The organism is Candidatus Burkholderia verschuerenii (assembly GCF_001189365.1).
GTDB classification, from domain to species: domain Bacteria; phylum Pseudomonadota; class Gammaproteobacteria; order Burkholderiales; family Burkholderiaceae; genus Caballeronia; species Caballeronia verschuerenii.
Map to the genome: position 1 here is coordinate 1 of NZ_LFJJ01000041.1, position 16,719 is coordinate 16,719.

Here is a 16,719-nt window from a genome sequence, read left to right on the forward strand (position 1 = left end):
GCCTCATATCTGGTTTCTGTTCGTCAGGTCGTGGCTTTGCTACACGCTTCCTTCAGACCCCGCCTCACGACGACGCCCTTGCGTTTCACTAGGCCTTCGCCCCATCAGGCTGGACAGGGAACTTGCATCCCCAAGCTGTTGCGCATGCTCGGCGCACAAAAAAAACCGCGCACAAGGCGCGGTTTCAACTTCGAGCGTTCGATCAAATCTGGGTCAAAGGTGTAATCGCACGGTTCGTCGTGGGCGATGCGGTGTGTCGTCGAACCGGCCGGGCGCGTGGGTCAGACGCTCCGGTCGGTCGATGACGATCGAATCGGTCATACCGGCGATTCGCTTCGATGGCCGAACGGGTCAGATCCGGTCACGCGCTTCGTATCGCCTTCGCCTTGCATCCGGCGAGTTGCCACTTTAGGCCCTGGCGGACCGCCATCCTCTGGAAGCCTTTCGAAAGCGTCAACTTTAGGAGAAATTTAGCGTTTCAGTGCGCAAAAAAGACAAAAGGAGCAACGCCCGCTGGACGATGCTCCTGAAATGCGCGCCACCGACACGCGCCTTGCCGCTACTGTTCTCTCCATCGCGCGGCCAAAACCAGCCTTAAGGCTACCGGGAATCAACTGCCGAGATAGCTAAACAGCGACATCTTCTGAATCTGCGAAAACGCCATCTGCGCTGCTTGCAACGAGTTCTGCGTCAGCTCGTAGGAACTGATCGACGACACCAGATCGATGCTCGTCAGATTCGCCAGATCCGACGCGTTCTGCGTCTTGTTGGTCGAGAGAATCGTCTGCTGCGACTGAATTTCCTGCGTGCGTCCGCCGACCGCCGTCTGCGCGGCCAGCACGTTGTTGTACGAGTTGCCGAGCTTGGTGCCCGCCGTCGCCAGCGCGTTGGTCAACTGCGACTGCGCGCTCGTCGACGTGCCCACCGGCTGCTTGAGCGCGGAAATGAGGTTGTCGAGCGTGGCGAACACGTCGTTGTTGGTCGACGTGGCCGGCTGCACCGTGAAGCTGTCGCCGTTGGCGGGCGCGCCGCTGATCTTCACCGACTGGCCGCCAAGCGTGATCTTCGTGTCGGCGGTGTAGGCGGTCAGCGTGGTCGGCAGCGACGGATCGGCGGGATTGGCGCTAACCGTGTAGGTCGTTGAATCATCGGTTGCCGAAACCGCGAAGTTGATCGTGTAGGTGCTGGCGTTGTTCGGATTGCTGGTGTCGTTCATGCTCACCGCGCCGATCGTGCCCTTGCCCGTGTTGCCCGTCGATGCACTCGGCACCGCCGCGCTTTCCGACGCCGACACGCTCTGGAACACCGATGCGCCGGTATCGCCGATCGCGACCGACCGGTTGTTGCTGATCTGCACCGTGCGCGAGCCGAGATCGCCGTCATACGACGCGCCGACGCCCGACGCGTTGTTCGAGAATGGCGCGGTGTTGCCCTTCAGGCCCGTGAAAATATAGTTGCCGTTGCTGTCGGTCGTGTTGGCCATGCTCATCAGCTGGTCGCGATGGCCCTGAATCACGGTCGCGATCGACTGACGGTCGGCATCGGTGAGCGATGCATCGCCCGCGTGCACGACTTGCGTCTGGATGCTCGACAGCACGTTGCTGACGTTGCCGAGCGTCGAGTCTTCCTGCTGCAGCGACGACAGCGCGGACGTCTGGTTGGTGCTGTATTGCGACAGCGTGGCGCTCTGCATCGTGAGCGTCACGGCTTGCGCCGCGCCGAGCGGATCGTCGGAGGCGGTCGAGAGACGGTTGCCCGACGAGATCTGCTGATACATCGTCGCAAGCGTGCTCTGCTGATCGCTCATCGACGAGACGTTCAGGTTGAAGTATTGGGAGCTGGAGATTCGCATCGCGTGGTCCGTGGGCTATCGAGACGCTTAGTTCAAGGCGCCGAGAATCGTCTGGAACAGCGACGAGGCGATCTGGATCACCTTGCTGTTCGCCTGGTAAAGCTGCTGGTACTGCATCAGGTTGGCGGCTTCCTCGTTGAGGTTCACGCCTTGCACGGACTGCTGCGCCGTGGTCGCCTGATTGAGCAACGCGGTTTGCGAGGTGCTCGTGGCTTTCAACTGGTTCGTCTGGTTGCCGATGTCGTTCACGTAGTTCGCGTAGGCGCTCGTGAGCGTGTCGGTGCCGCCGCTCATCGACTTCGTCGTGACGAGGTTGGACATCGCGGTGGCGTTGCTGCCGTCGCTCGTGCCGCCCTTGTTCGCCGAAATATTGAAGACGTCGCTATTCGACGGCTTGCCCGTGATCGTCGCGCTGATGCCGTTCGACGACACCGTGAGGCCCTTGGACGAATCGTAGGGAATCGTCGCGCCGGCCGCGTAGTTGGTGCTGCCGACCGTCACCGCGACGTTCGACGTGAAGCCGCTCGCCGTCGAGTTGTAGGTCAGCGCGATATCGGTCGGCAGGCTGTAGCCCGAGCTGACCGTCGCCGACGTGATCGAGCCGGAACCGGTGTTCGCCGTCGCCGACGACGTCACCGCGGGCGATGCCGCCGCGACCGCCGAGCCGCTCGTGGTCGAGAGCCCGAAGTTGTCGAGCGAGCCGCGCGTCGACTGGATGGTGAAGAAATCGCCCTTCTGCATCGAGCCGGAGACGCTGATCTGCAGGCCGCTGAAGGTGCCGTCGGTGGCGGGCGGCGTGATCGAGCCGATCGCCTTGCCGCTGGTATCGGTGACGTTGTACGACGAGCCGTCGTACGACACGGTCCAGTCGCTGGTGGGCGGTTGCGTCGCGTCGGTGAAGGTTGCCGCGACCGAGCCGGTGCCCTTGTTGCGTGCGTTCGCGTAGACCGACGGCGTGCCGGCGGTGAACAGATCGCCGCCCGTCTTGCCGTTCAGGTCGATGCCCAGCGCGTTCTGGCCGTTGACTTGCACGGCGAAGCTGGTCGCGATCGCGCCGAGTTTGGCTTGCGCGGGGTCGAGCGTGTTGGTGCGGAAATCGATCAGGCCGCCGACCGTGCCGCCCTGCAGCGCGGTGCTGTCGAGATATTGCGTATTGGCGGCGGTTTGCGTCGAGCCGTCCTTGCTGGCGAAGGCGACTGTGAGTTCGCTCGGATCGCTCGGCGAGTTGACCGTCTGCAGGTTCGTCGCGTTATTGCCGACGACGAGCGGCTGCCCGTTGCCGACGAAAACGTTGTAGTTGCCGTTCTGCTGCACGACCGAAACGCCGATCATCGAACTGAGGTCCGTCACGGCCTGATCGCGCTGATCCATCAACTGGTTCGGCGACTGGCCGCCGGCAGTGGCGGCGCTGATCTGCTGGTTGAGATCGGCGATCTGCTTGGTGTACGTGTTGATCTGCGTGACGGCGCTCGACAGTTGCGTGTTGACGCTCTGACGAAGCTGGTCGTACTGCTCGCCTGCCGAGTTGAACTGATCGGCGAGCGTCTGCGCGCTGCTGATGAGCGACTGGCGCGCCGACGTGCTGCTGGCGTCGTTGGCGACGGTCTGCATGCCCGAGAAATAGCTGCCGATCGCCGACGCGATGCCCTTGGTCGAATCGCCGACCAGGTTGTTCAGCTGCGAGATCATCGTGTAGTTGGCGGTCGCGGCGCTGCTCGACGAGGTCGTGTTGTTGACCTGCGTCGTCAGATACTGGCTGTACGAGCGCGTGACGGCGGTGGTCTGCACGCCATTGCCGAGATAGCCCGATGACGTGTACTGCCCGGACGATTCCGCGTACGAGACCTTTTCGAGCGTGTAGCCCGGCGTGGCGGCGTTGCTGATATTGTTGCCGGTCGTCGTCAGGCCCCACTGAGCCGCGTTCAGACCGGACAGCCCGATGCTGAGAATGTTGTTCGACATGCACGAATCCTGGTTTGGCGGCGGGTGAGAGCTGGCTTTTGCCGCGGTGACTGCACTCTTTATCGGCCGAAATCTTCGGAAGTTGAGGGTTTTGCTTTCTTGCTGCGCGCAATGGGCGATTCTTGCGATTGGGGCATTATCGGGTGGTTTTTTGCTGTGCTATTTGGGGATTTGACGGGCTTTTTTGGCGCTTTTCTCTTGATGGCTTTTCTTGTCGTGCTTTGTTTTGCAGTAGCCGCCTCCCCGGCAGTGGGGTTACTTTCTTTGCGGCGGCAAAGAAAGTAACCAAAGAAAGCCGCTTGTCCGATCCTAAGCACCTTCTTGGCCGGCCCCCTCGGCTTGGCTTAGGAATGGTTCTCTTATCGCGCTTTTTTTTGCAGTAACCGCTTCCCCGGCGGAGGGGTCACTTTCTTTGCGGCGGCAAAGAAAGTAACCAAAGAAAGCCGTTTGTCCGATCCTGAGCACCTTCTTGAGCGGCCCCGGCACAGCACTAGAGACTTGGCACAGCAGTAGCGAGTGTTCTCGCCGTGTGTCCGGGCGCTGGTTCCCATACGATTCACGCTTTCTCGCCCACTTTGGTAACGGTCCCCTTCGGCTTACTCCGGCCCGCTGCGCGGCCGGTTTAGGGCCGTACAAGCAACCGGCAGGTGTTCAGCGAAACGACCTCGAATGCGTCATCGGTTTTATCGTTATTCGGCCCTACCTCGGTTAGTGCTCCAACGAAATTCTCTCGCGCTCGCAGATTTACCGCAGTCGCGCCGCCGCGCGCGCAAATGCGAAAACCGCGCTTCGACTCGTCATGCATTGCGCGGACGTGAGAATTTGATCGGAGCACTAACCAAGGTAGGGCCGAATAACGATCAAACCGATGGGGTATTCGAGGTCGTTTCGGTGATTGACTGCCGGTGGCTTATACGGCCCTAAACCGGCCGCGCAGCGGGCCGGAGTAAGCCGAAGGGGACCGTTACCGAGGTGGGCGAGAGGGCGCGGATCGCATGGGATCCAGCGCCGGGACAAACCGCGAAGACACTCGCTATTGCTGTGCCAAGTCTAAATTCCTGTGCCGCGGCCGCTCAAGAAGGTGCTTATGATCGGCCAAACGGCTTTCTTTGGTTACTTTCTTTGCCGCCGCAAAGAAAGTAACCCCTCCGCCGGGGTGGCGGCTACTGCAAAAAAAATCGCGACAAGAAGCGAAACTCGAGCCATTTGCGCCCAGCAATCACTTAGAAAGAGACCGCCGCTTCATCTCAAGCTGAGTAATAAGCCGCTGCAGCGTATTCTCCGCCGACCCAGGCATGGAAGCGGACTTAAACCCAAGCGTAAACCGACGTTCACCTTTAGAAGACTTCGACTCGCGATGCGAAACAAGCTTGATATCGAGCGTCACGCGACCGGTCGTGGTGAAGTGCAGTTCAGCGTCCTGAATGACGCTACCGAGCTCCAACGCAGCCACCCGTTCATCGGAAGTACGTAGAGCCACGCCGCCCAACGACAAATCGTGCACTTCGAAGCAAAACCGCTCGCCATCCGGCAACGAGCCGCTGCAAATATAAGGATCCAGCACCGGCGCCTCGACGCGAAAATACTCGCGACGCTGCATGTAATACAACACCGGCGGAAACTCCATCTCGAACGCGGGACGGCCGTCGAACGTCGTCTGACGCGGCGTGCCGGTCGTGAACTCGAGACGCACGCCTTCCGGCGCCGCGCTGAAAAACAGCTTCTGCGCCGCCAGCACGTAACTGTTGTGCTCGGGCACGCCGCCCCAATCGAAGATGAACGTGTGCGCCGTCACATCGACGTCGAGGATGCGCGTGACGATCTGCGCGTCGCCGTATTGCGCCGTCAGGAAATCGCCACGATTCGCCAGATTGCGCAGCGACACGCCGACTTCCAGCGGATTGCGCCGGCCGAAATCGACTTGGGGCGCGTCGTCGTCCGCCGCGTCATTGTTGTGATTGCTATTCATGGTGCTAGCCAGGTTCATTTTGCTTGCGCGCCGCTCCGTTCCGAATGTCGCGTGTCCGGCCGAATCCATCGGCACGGCACTTTGGTGTTCGGAATAGCGGCATATCGCATAAAAAGTTTAGAGTCGGCCAGAAAAAAACTCTGTGGTGCGCCGTCCCTTCCAGCGTAAAACGTTTGCAACCGTTGCTGGTGGGAACAGACTTTGCTTATCCTGACCCTAAATCCACGTCTCCGCCGTCGCGCAAGATCGAAACGATTTCACGCCGATATTCGGGATGTCGGTATTTTTGGAGACATTCTTGATCGTCGCGCGCGTCTTTTTTTGAATTGCTTCGTACTTCTGGCGATTACGCGGACGTTTTTACGGAAAACGGAACGGCGGCCCGATGAGGCCGCCGTCCGTGTCGATGCCGAAGACGATTAGGATCGTCAAACGATCTGTTTCATGATCGAAATAAGTTTCTTCGCGTACTGCGGATCGGTCGCGTAACCGGCCTTCTGCATGCCGTGCGCGAAGCCCGCCACATCGCGCGATGCCTCGACGACCGGCGAATAGCGCGGATTGTTCTTGATCACGCTCGCGTAGTCGGTCAGCGCGTCTTCGTAGGAATCGTAGGCGCGGAATTTCTCGACGACCTTCTTCGGCTGGCCGTTGACGTATTCCGTCGTGACCGAATCCACCGTCTTGCCGGTCCAGCCGCCCGTCGCCTTGATGCCGAAGATGTTGTGGCTCGTCTGGCCGTTCGCGTACTTGATTTCGCGCTTGCCCCAGCCCGATTCGAGCGCCGCCTGACCGATGATGAAGCGCGCCGAAATGCCCGTCGCCGCGCTCGCCGCCTGCGCGGGCGCCGCGAGGCGATCCACGAAATCGTTGACCTTGTCCGAGCCGTTGCCGGGCGCGGGCGCTGCGATCGAATCTGCCGCCGTATAGCCGCGTCCGCTGTTGAGCGATGCCTGGCTCTTGTTCGCCTGCGCGGCCGCGTACGCCTTGGCCATCGCGTTCATCGCGGCGATATTGCCCGCGTTCGCATCCATGTCGCCGCCCGCGCCGCCGCTGCCGCCGCCCATGCCGTTCAGCATCTGCATCGCGTTGCTGCTGCCCATCGTCTTGGCGTCGGGCTTGACGCCCGCGTTGCGCTGCAACTGCTTGAGCATCATGTCCGCCACGCCGATGCCCTTCGACGACATCTGCTGCGACAACTGCTGGTCGAGCATCGCGGTGAAGGACTTCGAATCGTTCGATTCGAACGGACTGTCGGACGGCGTCGCGTCGCGCATGCTCTTCAGCATCATCTGCGTGAAGACCGCGTCGAACTGTTGCGCCGCCTGCTTCAGGCCCGCTTGCGGATCCTTGTTGGCTTGCGCGCGCATCGCGTCGAAGCCTTGCACGTCGAGCGCGAAGCGACCCGACAGCTTGCCCATGCCGGCAGCGGCATCGTTCGTATCGGTCGATGCCAACGTGCTGCTGGCGATGCCGGTCGCGTTCGAGTTCATATGCCGTGATCCTGTTTAGATGACCTCGAGGTCGGCACGCAGCGCGCTGGCCGCCTTCATCGACTGAAGGATCGAGATCAGGTCCGCGGGCGTCGCGCCGAGCGCGTTGAGCGCCTTGACGACATCCGCGAGATTCGCGCCGCCCGTAATCATCTTGAGCGCGCCGTTATCCTGCTTGAGCTGAATGTTGGACTGCTGCGATGCTACCGTCTGGCCGTTCGAGAACGGACCCGGCTGACTTACCGCCGTCTTGGTGTTGATGACGACCGACAGGTTGCCGTGCGCGACCGCGCAGTTCTGCAGCGTGACCATCTGGTTCATCACGATCGAACCGGTGCGTGCGTTGAGAATCACCTTCGCGGCCGCCTGCGCGGGCTTCACGTCGATGTTCTGCAACTGCGCCATGAACTGCACCTGCTCGCCCGCGTTGTCCGGCGCGCGCAGTTGAATCGTGCGGCCGTCGAGCGCCATCGCGGTGCCCATGCCGAACTGGTTGTTGACCGCCGCGACGATGCGTTGCGTCGTGTCGAAATCCATCTCGCGCAGTTCCATCTGCATCGTGCCGCCTTGCTGCGTGATCGCGTTCGGCACCGCGCGTTCGACCAGCGCGCCGCCCGAAATACGGCCGACCGCGAGCTGATTGACCTGCACCTTGCTGCCGTTCGCGCTCGCGCCCGCACCGCCGACGACGATATTGCCCTGCGCCATCGCATACACCTGACCGTCGGCGCCCTTGAGCGGCGCCATCAGCAGCGTGCCGCCGCGCAGGCTCTTGGCGTTACCCATCGAGGACACCGTGACGTCGATCGCTTCGCCCGGACGCGCGAACGGCGGCAGCGTGCCCGTGACCATCACGGCGGCGACGTTCTTCAGCTGCATGTTGCCCGCGTTCGCCGGATTCACCGTGATACCCAGATTGCCGAGCATGTTGGTGAGCGATTGCGTGGTGAAGGGCGTCTGCATCGTCTGGTCGCCCGTGCCGTCGAGACCGACGACGAGACCGTAACCGATCAGCGGACTGTCACGCACGCCCTGAAACGACACGAGGTCCTTCAGGCGTTCGGCGTGCGCGTGCGGCGCGGTGCCGATCGCCACGACGGCGGCGGCCAGCGAAAACGAGATAAAGCGGAGAAACGAATTCATGATCGGTCAGAACGGCGCGACGTTGAGGAAGAAGCGTTGGAGCCAGCCCATGTTTTCCGCTTCGTCGATATAGCCCTTCGCCGAATATTCGATCTTCGCGTCGGCGACTTGCGTGGAATAAACCGTGTTGCTGCCCGAGATCGTCACCGAATTCACGACGCCGGAGAATCGCACGAACTCGTTGCCCTGATTGATGAGCATCTGCTTCTCGCCGCTCACCATGAGGTTGCCGTTCGGCAGCACTTCGACGACGGTCACCGTCAGCGTGCCGCTGAAGGTGTTGGCCGCGCTCGCGCCGCCCGTCGCCGTGAACTTGTTCGCGCCGGTGGCCGACAGATTCGTGTTGTTGAACAGACCGCCGAACAGACCCGGCGTGGTCGGCACCGCGAACGACGCGTTGCCGCCGCGATTGGTGTTCGCCGCCGACGACTTGGTCGCGTTGACGTTTTCCGAAATGACGATGGTCAGGATGTCGCCGACATTGCGCGGACGCTGGTCTTCGAACAGCGGGCGGCCTGCATAGCCCGCGTTGTAGATCGCGCCGGGCGTGCGGCCGCCGGACGGCGGCTGCGGCGGACGCGCGGTCATCGGCTGCTGGATGATCGGCTGCTTCGGCACCAGACCGCACGCGGCCATCGCCGCGCTCAGTGCGGCTACCGAAACCAGACGCGGGATGAACCGTACAGCCCGCCGCGCGATGAAAGTGTGTGACGACATCTTGGTGACTCGTATCAGGCGAATGAAGTGTTGAATCCGTGAAAGAGATTGTGACGACATTCGTCTGATTCTTATCGGTCGAATAGAGGGTTAAACCTGCATCTGCGAGAGCGTTTGAAGCATCTGGTCGGACGTCGTCACGGCCTTGCTGTTGATTTCGTAGGCGCGCTGGGTCTGGATCATGTTGACCAGTTCCTGCACGACGTTGACGTTCGATGCTTCCGTGTAACCCTGCTGGAGCTGGCCCGCGCCGTTCAGACCCGGCTGCGACACGTTCGGCGCGCCGGAGCTGGCCGTTTCCGAGAACAGGTTTTCGCCGCGCGCGTCCAGACCCGGCGGGTTGATGAAGGTCGCGATCTGGATCTGGCCGACCGTCGTGCTGGTCGTGCTGGTCGTGCTGGTCGTGCTGTTCGCCTGCGTCACCGACACCGTGCCGTCCGAACCGACCGTGATGTTGGTCGTGTTCTGCGGAATGGTGATCGCCGGATTCAGCAGATAGCCGGTCGACGTGACGAGCTGGCCCTGCGCATTGGTCTGGAACGAGCCGTCGCGCGTGTAGGCGGTCGAGCCGTCGGGCATCGTCACCTGGAAGAAACCTTGACCGTTGATCGCGATATCGCGCGAGTTGCCGGTCTGCTGCAAATTGCCCTGCGTGTAGAGACGTTCGGTCGCGACCTGCTGCACGCCGGTGCCGACCTGCATGCCCGACGGCAGTTCCGTCTGCTGCGTCGAGTTCGCGCCCGGCTGACGCACGGTTTGATACATCAAGTCCTGAAACACGGCGCGCGAACCCTTGAAGCCGTTCGTGCTGACGTTGGCCAGGTTGTTCGAGATGACGTCCATCTGCGCTTGTTGCGCATTCATGCCGGTTGCGGCAATGTAGAGAGAGCGATTCATGGTGTAACTGTCCTAAATATCCACGGGGCGCGGCTTAGCCGAAGCTCAGCAGCTTGTTGGCCGATTGTTCGTTCTGGTCCGCCGATTCCATCAGCTTGGTCTGCATCTGGAACTGACGCGCGTTCGCGATCATCGAGACCATCGCGGAGACCGGGTTCACGTTGCTGCCTTCGAGCGCGCCGCCGGCTACGACGACGCTCGGATCCGCGTCGGCGGGATCGCCGTCCGCGGTGCGATAGAGACCGTCATCGCCGCGCACCAGCGTCGACGAGTCGGGATTCACGAGCTTGAGCTGATCGACCACCGCGATCGCCGTGGGCGGATCGCCCGGGACGAGCGCGGAGATCGTGCCGTCGCTGCCGATGGTCGGCACGGCGCCGGGGGGAATCGACAGCGGACCGCTGTTGCCGAGCACCGGCAGATTGTTCGCCGTGACGACCTGGCCGTTGGCGTCCATGTGCAGGTTGCCCGCGCGCGTGTACGCCTCGCTGCCGTCCGGCGTCTGCACGGCAAGCCAGCCCTGGCCCTGCACCGCGACGTCGAGCGGATTGCCGGTCTGGGTGATCGGACCCGGCGTGTAGTCCGCGTTCGGCGTCGACGACAGCACGAAGGTGCGCGTCGAGCCATCGGCGGACTGGTTCTCGAACGACATCGGCACCTGACGGAACGCCGCGAGCTGCGCCTTGAAACCCGTCGTCGACGCATTCGCAAGGTTGTTCGCCGTCACAGCTTGCTGCTCGAGCGCCTGGCTTGCGCCGGTCATCGCGGTGTAGATCAGACGGTCCATGAATCGCTTCCCTCTTTCTTAATGCTGTCGCTTACAGGTTGATGATGGTCTGGTCGACCGCCTGCTGCGTCTTGATCGTCTGCGCGTTCGCCTGATAGTTGCGCTGTGCCGTGATCAGGTTCACCAGTTCGTTGGTCAGATCGACGTTCGAGTCTTCCACCGCGCCGCCCTGCAGCGTGCCGTGGTTGGTCGAGCCGGGCACCGCGACTTGCGGAGCGCCCGAAGCGGCGGTCTGCGCGTACACGTTGTTGCCCATGTTCTGCAGGCCGTTCTGGTTGTTGAAGTTCGCAAGCGCAATCTGGCCGAGCGACTTGGTTTCGCCGTTCGAGTAGTTACCCGTCAGCGTGCCGTCGCTGCCGACCGTGAAGCCGGTGAGTTCGCCCGTCGCGTTGCCGTCCTGCACGAGGTTGTTCAGGCCGCTCTTCGCGCCGTACTGCGTCGTGCCGTTCAGGTTCAGCGTCAGCGTCTGCGTCGAGGTGCCGGTCGGATCCGCGCCGTTGGGGATCGTGAAGCTGAACTTGCCCGTGCCCGCCACCGACACGCCCGAGGTCGACGTGCTGGAGAGCGCCGTCGAGCTCAGGTTGCCCGACTGGTCGAACGACACCGCGCCGAGGTCGGTCTTCTGCGTGACCGGATCGCCGTAGCCCGCGAACGCTTCCCAGCTGCCCGTGCCCGACTTCGTGAAATAGATCGAGACTTTCTGCGTGCCGCCGAGCGAGTCGTAGGCATCGACCGAGGTCGAGGCGTTGTAGGTGTTGCCGTCGGTCGGATCGAAATCGGCGACCGCCTTGTTGGCGTCCTGCGAGTTCAGGTTGAACGCGGCCGTGATCGTCTTGGTCGCGGTCGGCTGGATGTTCGAGGTCGGCACCGACAGCGGCACCGTACTCGCGCTGTTGACCACGCCCTTCGAATCGGCGGCGAAGCCCATCAGCTGCATGCCCGACGAGTTGACGATGTTGCCCTGGTTGTCGAGGTGGAACACGCCGTTACGCGAGTACACCGTCGAGCCGTTGTTCGACAGCTGATAGAAACCGTTACCGTTGATCGCGACGTCCAGCGCCTGGTTGGTCGTGGTGATCGTGCCCTGCGAAAACTGCTGCTGCACTTCCGACAGACGCGTGCCGATACCGATCTGGTTGTTCACCGCCGTGGACATCGAGTTGGCGTACATGTCCGCGAACTGCGCCTTGCCTTCCTTGAAGCCGACGGTGTTCGAGTTGGAAATGTTGTTGCCGATGACATCGAGGTCGCTCGACGCGGCGCCCAGACCGCTCAGTGCTTGTTGATAAGACATGTGTTACTCCAGCGCGAGACGTCGCCCGCTATAAAGAATCGTTGAATCAGAGAATCGAGGCGACGCCCGTCAAGGCGACCGTCGAGCCATTCGCCAGCTTCAGGCCCGGCGTACCGTCAGACATCTGCACCACGCTTTGCACCTGCGAGGACGAGAGCGTCGTCGCCGTGGCTTGCTGGCCGTTGATCGTGCCTTGCGCGGTGATCGTGTACGAGCCGTCGGCGAGCGTCTTGCCGTTCGAGTCGACCGGCGTCCAGCCCGAGACCGGGATCACGCCCGCGCTTTGCGCGCCGAGATCGAGCGTATTGACGATCTGGCCCGACGAGTTCTTCACCAGCACCTGCAGGTCCGACACCGCGTTGTCGAGCTTCACGCCGAAGGTCGACGCCGCGCCGCTCGACACCGTGACGTTGCTGCCCGAAGCCAGCACGTTCGAGCCGATCAGCAGCGCCGCCTGCGACGACTGGCCGGCGGACAACTGCGTGGCGAGCGACGACAGCTTCGTGTTCAGATCGGTGATGCCCTGAACCGTGTTGATCTGCGCGAGCTGCGAGGTCATCTGCGAGCTGTCGGCCGGGTTGGTCGGATCCTGGTTCTTCAGCTGCGTGACGAGCAGCGTGAGGAACGTGTTCTGCATGGCCGACGCGGAGGTCGTGCTCGACGACGAAGACGACGAACTCGTCGACGACGTGCCGTTCATGGTGTCCAGCAGCGTCTGCGACACCGTGGTGCCGTTGCTGCCGATGGTGGTGCTGGAGGAGCTCACGTTGCGTTTCCTTGGGGTTCTCTGTCAGGTTCTGGCGGTCTGTGTTGCTTTATCGAGGCGTATTTCAGGTGCCGATGGTCAAGGTCTTGAGCATCAATTGCTTGGCGGTGTTGAGCGTCTCGACGTTGGCCTGATAGGAACGCGACGCGGAAATCATGTTGACCATTTCCTGCACCGGATCGACGTTGGGCATCGTGACGTAGCCGTCCGCGTTCGCCGCCGGGTTGCTGGGGTCGTAGCTGGTTTTCATCGGGCTCGGATCGTCGATGACGCCGGTCACCTGCACGCCGCCGACCTGCTGGCCGGAGCCGCTCTTCGCGCCGCCGAGCGGATCGACCGCGAACACGACCTGCTTGGCCTTGTACGGCTGGCCGTCCGGGCCGGTGGTGCTGTCCGCGTTCGCGAGATTCGAGGCGGTGACGTTCAGGCGCTGCGCCTGGGCCGACATCGCCGAGCCGGCGACGTTGAAAATATTCATCAAGTTGGACATGTCGTTCTCCTATGTCCGATTAGCCGTTCGACGTGATCGCCGACAGCATCGATTTGATCTGCGACGACAACACCGTCATGCCGGCTTCGAAATGCACCGAGTTGTCGGCGAACTGCACGCGTTCGGCGTCGAGGTCGACCGTGTTGCCGTCGAGCGACGGCTGGCTCGGCACGCGGTAGGCGAGCTTGCCGTAGTCGTCGCTCGAGCCGCCGCTCGCGTTCATCGTCGAGGTGCCCGCCATATGGCCCTGCGCCGTGACCGCCATGCCGCCGCTGTAGCTCACGCTGACCGGCTGCGCCATCTTCAGCGTGCTGTTGTTCGACGCGGTCGCGGTACCGCCCTGCTGTTTGAGCGCACCGGCGAGCGCGGTCGAAAAATTGACGTCGCGCGCCTTGTAGCCGGGCGTGTCGGCGTTGGCGATATTCGACGACAGCAATTCCTGCCGGTACGCGCGCACGTCCAGCGCCTCACGGCCGAAAGCGAATTCCTTGTCCAGTCTGTCCAGCATCGCAACTCCTTCTGGGTTCCTTGGCCCGGGCGAAGTCGCGCCGAGGCTTTTTTGCATGACACGAATCTTAGGAGCGACCGGCAATAACTAATCCGACGAATAACCGGGAAACCGGGCCTCTATTCGAAGCTTGGTCGTTTTGTCCGATATCTAGAATTCGATTCGTAGCTTCGCGCGGCCGCTTTTACCGTTGCACCGTATTCAGGGCCGGATGAAGTCGAAATTGCTTGAGCGTCGGGTGTGGGTGAGACGTGTGGGTGTGAAGTCGAAGTCCGGCAGCCGTTGTCCGTTGTAATGGCCGTCTCGTCCGTGTCCCCGCGCGGACGGGACGGCTCCCTCGAATCGAATGCGTCGCGCGGTGCGCGCGGCGTGTCAGGAGAAAGTTGATGAGCAGGATCGCCAGCCGTCCGTCCGGAAACATCACGGGAGCCAAGTCCCGTGGGACGGCGTCGTTTGCACGCCGTGCGGCGGGCGTGTCGCTGCTCGTCGGCTTGATCTCCGGCGCGTACGCGCAGCAGGACGGCGGTCCGATCGTCATTCCCGGCAACGCCGAAACCAATCCCGCCGCCGCAGCTGAAATGGCGAAGGCGCTGAACAACAGCAAGCCGGCATCGGCCGCGCCCGTCACGTCGGTCGCGCCGCCCGCCGTGCAGTATTCGCCCGATGCCACGCGTCCGAGCGGCTATCGCGCCGCCACGCAAGCCGCCGATGCCGCGATGCGCAACGCCGCGCTCGCGCTCGAAGCGCGCGCCGAAGCCGCCGACGATTCGATGGACGACGCCGGCGGCATGATCGTCATTCCCGGTCCGGGTCAGGCTCAGGCGAAAGCGCCGCAAGTCGCGGCACGTCCGCAGATTCAGCCGCAGACGGCCGCGCCCGCCAGCGGCATGATGAAGACGTCTTTTTCACCGGCGACGCCCGCCAAAGCCGTATCGCGCGATGTGACGCCGGTCGTCGTTCAGCGCGACGACGGGGCATCGGCGGCGACGAAACCGATCGCCGCAGGCACGGCGACGCCCGTATCGAACGCGGCTACGGTCGCGCAAAAGCGCACGTACGCGCCGAATGTGCAGAACGCCGCCCCCGCGCAGCAAGGCGGAGCCGCCGTGCAGCAGGACGGCGAATCGATCCGCGCAGCGGCGACCGCGTTCCTGCAGCAGCAGGCCGCCGGTTTGCCCGGCAAGGTCGAAATCACCGTGACGCCGGTTTTCCCGCGCGGTCTCGCGCCGTGCTCGTCGCTCGATCCGTTCATGCCGACCGGCGCGCGCGTCTGGGGCCGGATGACGGTCGGCGTGCGCTGCGTCGGCGAACGGCCCTGGACGCTGTATGTGCAGGCGCGCGTGTCGGTGAACGCGACCTACTATCTCGCCGCGCGCGCCATCGCGCCCGGCGAAGTGCTGACGGATGCCGATCTCGTCACCCGCGAAGGCGATCTGACCGCGATGCCGCAAGCCATCATCACCGATCCGACGCAGGCGGTCGGCGCGACGGCGCTGTCGCGCATCGGCGCGAATCTGCCGCTGCGCACCGACATGCTGCGCGCGTCGACGGCGGTGTCGATCGGCCAGAGCGTGCACGTCGTCACCGACGGCGTGGGCTTCGCGATCTCGGCCGACGGCAGCGTGATGAACAATGCATCGCCCGGACAGCAAGTGCGCGTGAAAATGACCGGGGGTCAGATCATCACCGGTATCGTGAAGGACAACCAGACAGTCGAAGTTCGGCTTTAATTCGGGCTTGAGCCCTTGTGTGGGATTCCTCACACTTTGTTTCAAATTGTTGCAAATGGCTGAGACGCCCGTCCAGCAAGGCTCGGCGGGTTATGGTGAAATTAGGAAACGGTTGCGCGTCCTGAGGCAGGGTAAAGATTTCAATCCCTGGACCGTTAAAGGACTCAACACGTCAGGGAATAGACACCATGAAGATCGACTCCAGCAACAACAGCACGCTCGCGGCACTCCAGAACGGTGCGCAGCGCGCGACGAACAACAGCGATGCAAAGAGCGCCGTGGGCGCCGTGCAACAAGTGAGCGCTGCCGGCGCGCAGAACTCGACGGTCAATCTGTCGTCGATGTTCGCGCTGAGCACGTCGGGCGGTTCCGACATCGATTCGGCGAAAGTCGAGTCGATCAAGGCCGCGCTGCGTGACGGCAGCTACAAGATCGATTCGGGCAAGATCGCCGACGGCATGCTGAGCACCGCCCGCGACCTGCTGCAAACGAGAACCCGCTGACCGGCGGAGCAATTCCGGGCGGCATTTTGTGAAACACGCTTTTTATAGCGAGCCGCAATGAAAGACGCCCTGCTTGCCACCGTTACCGAAGAAGTCGCCGCCGTCCAGGCGTTCGAAGCACTCCTCGTCACCGAGGAAAAGGCGCTGATCGCCGCGCAGCCCGATGCGCTGCCCGGGATCATCGAGAAAAAGACCGCGTTGACCGAGCGCATCGCCGCACTCGAGCAGGAACGCGATAGCCGTCTGACCGAAATGGGTCTGCCGCAAGGCGCGGCCGGCATGGATGCCGCCTCCGCGGGCGATGCGCGCATCACCGAGCAATGGGCGCTGCTGCGCGCCGCCGCTCGCCGCGCGCGTCAGGGCAACAACAACAACGGCGTGCTGATCCGCACCCGTATGGAATACAACCGCAAGGCGCTCGCCGCGTTGCAGGTTTCGCCCGCCAAGACCGGCTTTTACGGTCCCGATGGCCGCGTGCCGGGCGTCTGAGTCTCGTCGTCCGCTTTTGCCGGGGAACCTCGCGGCTTCCCGCGCCATCTTTGCAGCCGCGCCCCGCGCGGCTCGCTCATTGCCCGAATAACCCCCTTTTCTCCAGCTTTATCCGCCGA

General features: G+C 62.7%; 15 protein-coding genes. 3 read left to right on the forward strand and 12 right to left on the reverse strand.

Annotation, left to right across the window (positions count from 1 at the left end; all coding sequences use genetic code 11):
- Nucleotides 1–610: 610 nt before the first annotated feature.
- From flgL to flgB, 12 genes are all read right to left on the reverse strand, one after another.
- A complete protein-coding gene (gene flgL / locus BVER_RS10205) occupies nucleotides 611–1,852 on the reverse strand; it encodes a flagellar hook-associated protein FlgL (RefSeq protein ID WP_050453203.1) in 1,242 nt (413 codons plus the stop codon).
- Nucleotides 1,853–1,879: 27 nt separating this feature from the next.
- Nucleotides 1,880–3,814, reverse strand: coding sequence for a flagellar hook-associated protein FlgK (gene flgK / locus BVER_RS10210; RefSeq protein WP_050453204.1), 1,935 nt, complete (start codon nucleotides 3,812–3,814; stop codon nucleotides 1,880–1,882).
- Between the two features lie 1,219 nt (nucleotides 3,815–5,033).
- Nucleotides 5,034–5,783, reverse strand: coding sequence for a flagellar brake protein (locus BVER_RS10215; protein ID WP_050453228.1), 750 nt, complete (start codon nucleotides 5,781–5,783; stop codon nucleotides 5,034–5,036).
- A gap of 428 nt (nucleotides 5,784–6,211) precedes the next feature.
- Nucleotides 6,212–7,276: a flagellar assembly peptidoglycan hydrolase FlgJ gene (flgJ, locus tag BVER_RS10220; RefSeq protein ID WP_050453205.1), complete on the reverse strand. Its 1,065-nt coding sequence runs from the start codon at nucleotides 7,274–7,276 to the stop codon at nucleotides 6,212–6,214.
- 15 nt (nucleotides 7,277–7,291) lie between these two features.
- The gene (locus tag BVER_RS10225; RefSeq protein ID WP_050453206.1) at nucleotides 7,292–8,419 is read right to left on the reverse strand and encodes a flagellar basal body P-ring protein FlgI; all 1,128 of its coding nucleotides are present in this window, start codon (nucleotides 8,417–8,419) and stop codon (nucleotides 7,292–7,294) included.
- 6 nt (nucleotides 8,420–8,425) lie between these two features.
- Nucleotides 8,426–9,136, reverse strand: coding sequence for a flagellar basal body L-ring protein FlgH (locus BVER_RS10230; RefSeq protein WP_050453207.1), 711 nt, complete (start codon nucleotides 9,134–9,136; stop codon nucleotides 8,426–8,428).
- 90 nt (nucleotides 9,137–9,226) lie between these two features.
- Entirely contained in the window at nucleotides 9,227–10,033 is an 807-nt protein-coding gene (gene flgG / locus BVER_RS10235) for a flagellar basal-body rod protein FlgG (RefSeq protein ID WP_050453208.1), read from the reverse strand.
- A 34-nt stretch (nucleotides 10,034–10,067) separates the two neighbouring features.
- Nucleotides 10,068–10,820 carry a flagellar basal-body rod protein FlgF gene (gene flgF / locus BVER_RS10240; RefSeq protein ID WP_050453209.1) on the reverse strand — a complete coding sequence of 251 codons (753 nt, stop codon included), beginning with the start codon at nucleotides 10,818–10,820 and terminating at the stop codon, nucleotides 10,068–10,070.
- Between the two features lie 31 nt (nucleotides 10,821–10,851).
- Complete coding sequence (gene flgE, locus BVER_RS10245) at nucleotides 10,852–12,114, reverse strand: flagellar hook protein FlgE (protein WP_050453210.1); 1,263 nt, start codon at nucleotides 12,112–12,114, stop codon at nucleotides 10,852–10,854.
- Between the two features lie 46 nt (nucleotides 12,115–12,160).
- Nucleotides 12,161–12,814, reverse strand: coding sequence for a flagellar hook assembly protein FlgD (locus BVER_RS10250; RefSeq protein ID WP_269750750.1), 654 nt, complete (start codon nucleotides 12,812–12,814; stop codon nucleotides 12,161–12,163).
- Nucleotides 12,815–12,944: 130 nt separating this feature from the next.
- Entirely contained in the window at nucleotides 12,945–13,370 is a 426-nt protein-coding gene (gene flgC, locus BVER_RS10255; protein WP_050453212.1) for a flagellar basal body rod protein FlgC, read from the reverse strand.
- A gap of 19 nt (nucleotides 13,371–13,389) precedes the next feature.
- Nucleotides 13,390–13,878 (reverse strand): flagellar basal body rod protein FlgB, encoded by a 489-nt coding sequence (gene flgB / locus BVER_RS10260; protein ID WP_050453213.1) that lies wholly within the window; start codon nucleotides 13,876–13,878, stop codon nucleotides 13,390–13,392.
- A 386-nt stretch (nucleotides 13,879–14,264) separates the two neighbouring features.
- Between flgB and flgA the strand changes: the two genes are divergently transcribed.
- The 3 genes from flgA to BVER_RS10275 all read left to right on the forward strand — a co-directional run bounded on the left by flgA (nucleotide 14,265) and on the right by BVER_RS10275 (nucleotide 16,600).
- A complete protein-coding gene (flgA, locus tag BVER_RS10265) occupies nucleotides 14,265–15,608 on the forward strand; it encodes a flagellar basal body P-ring formation chaperone FlgA (RefSeq protein ID WP_050453214.1) in 1,344 nt (447 codons plus the stop codon).
- A 188-nt stretch (nucleotides 15,609–15,796) separates the two neighbouring features.
- On the forward strand, nucleotides 15,797–16,111 hold the full coding sequence (flgM, locus tag BVER_RS10270; RefSeq protein WP_050453215.1) for a flagellar biosynthesis anti-sigma factor FlgM: 315 nt from the start codon (nucleotides 15,797–15,799) through the stop codon (nucleotides 16,109–16,111).
- A 57-nt stretch (nucleotides 16,112–16,168) separates the two neighbouring features.
- Nucleotides 16,169–16,600, forward strand: coding sequence for a flagella synthesis protein FlgN (locus tag BVER_RS10275; RefSeq protein ID WP_050453216.1), 432 nt, complete (start codon nucleotides 16,169–16,171; stop codon nucleotides 16,598–16,600).
- The last annotated feature ends 119 nt before the right edge of the window (nucleotides 16,601–16,719 follow it).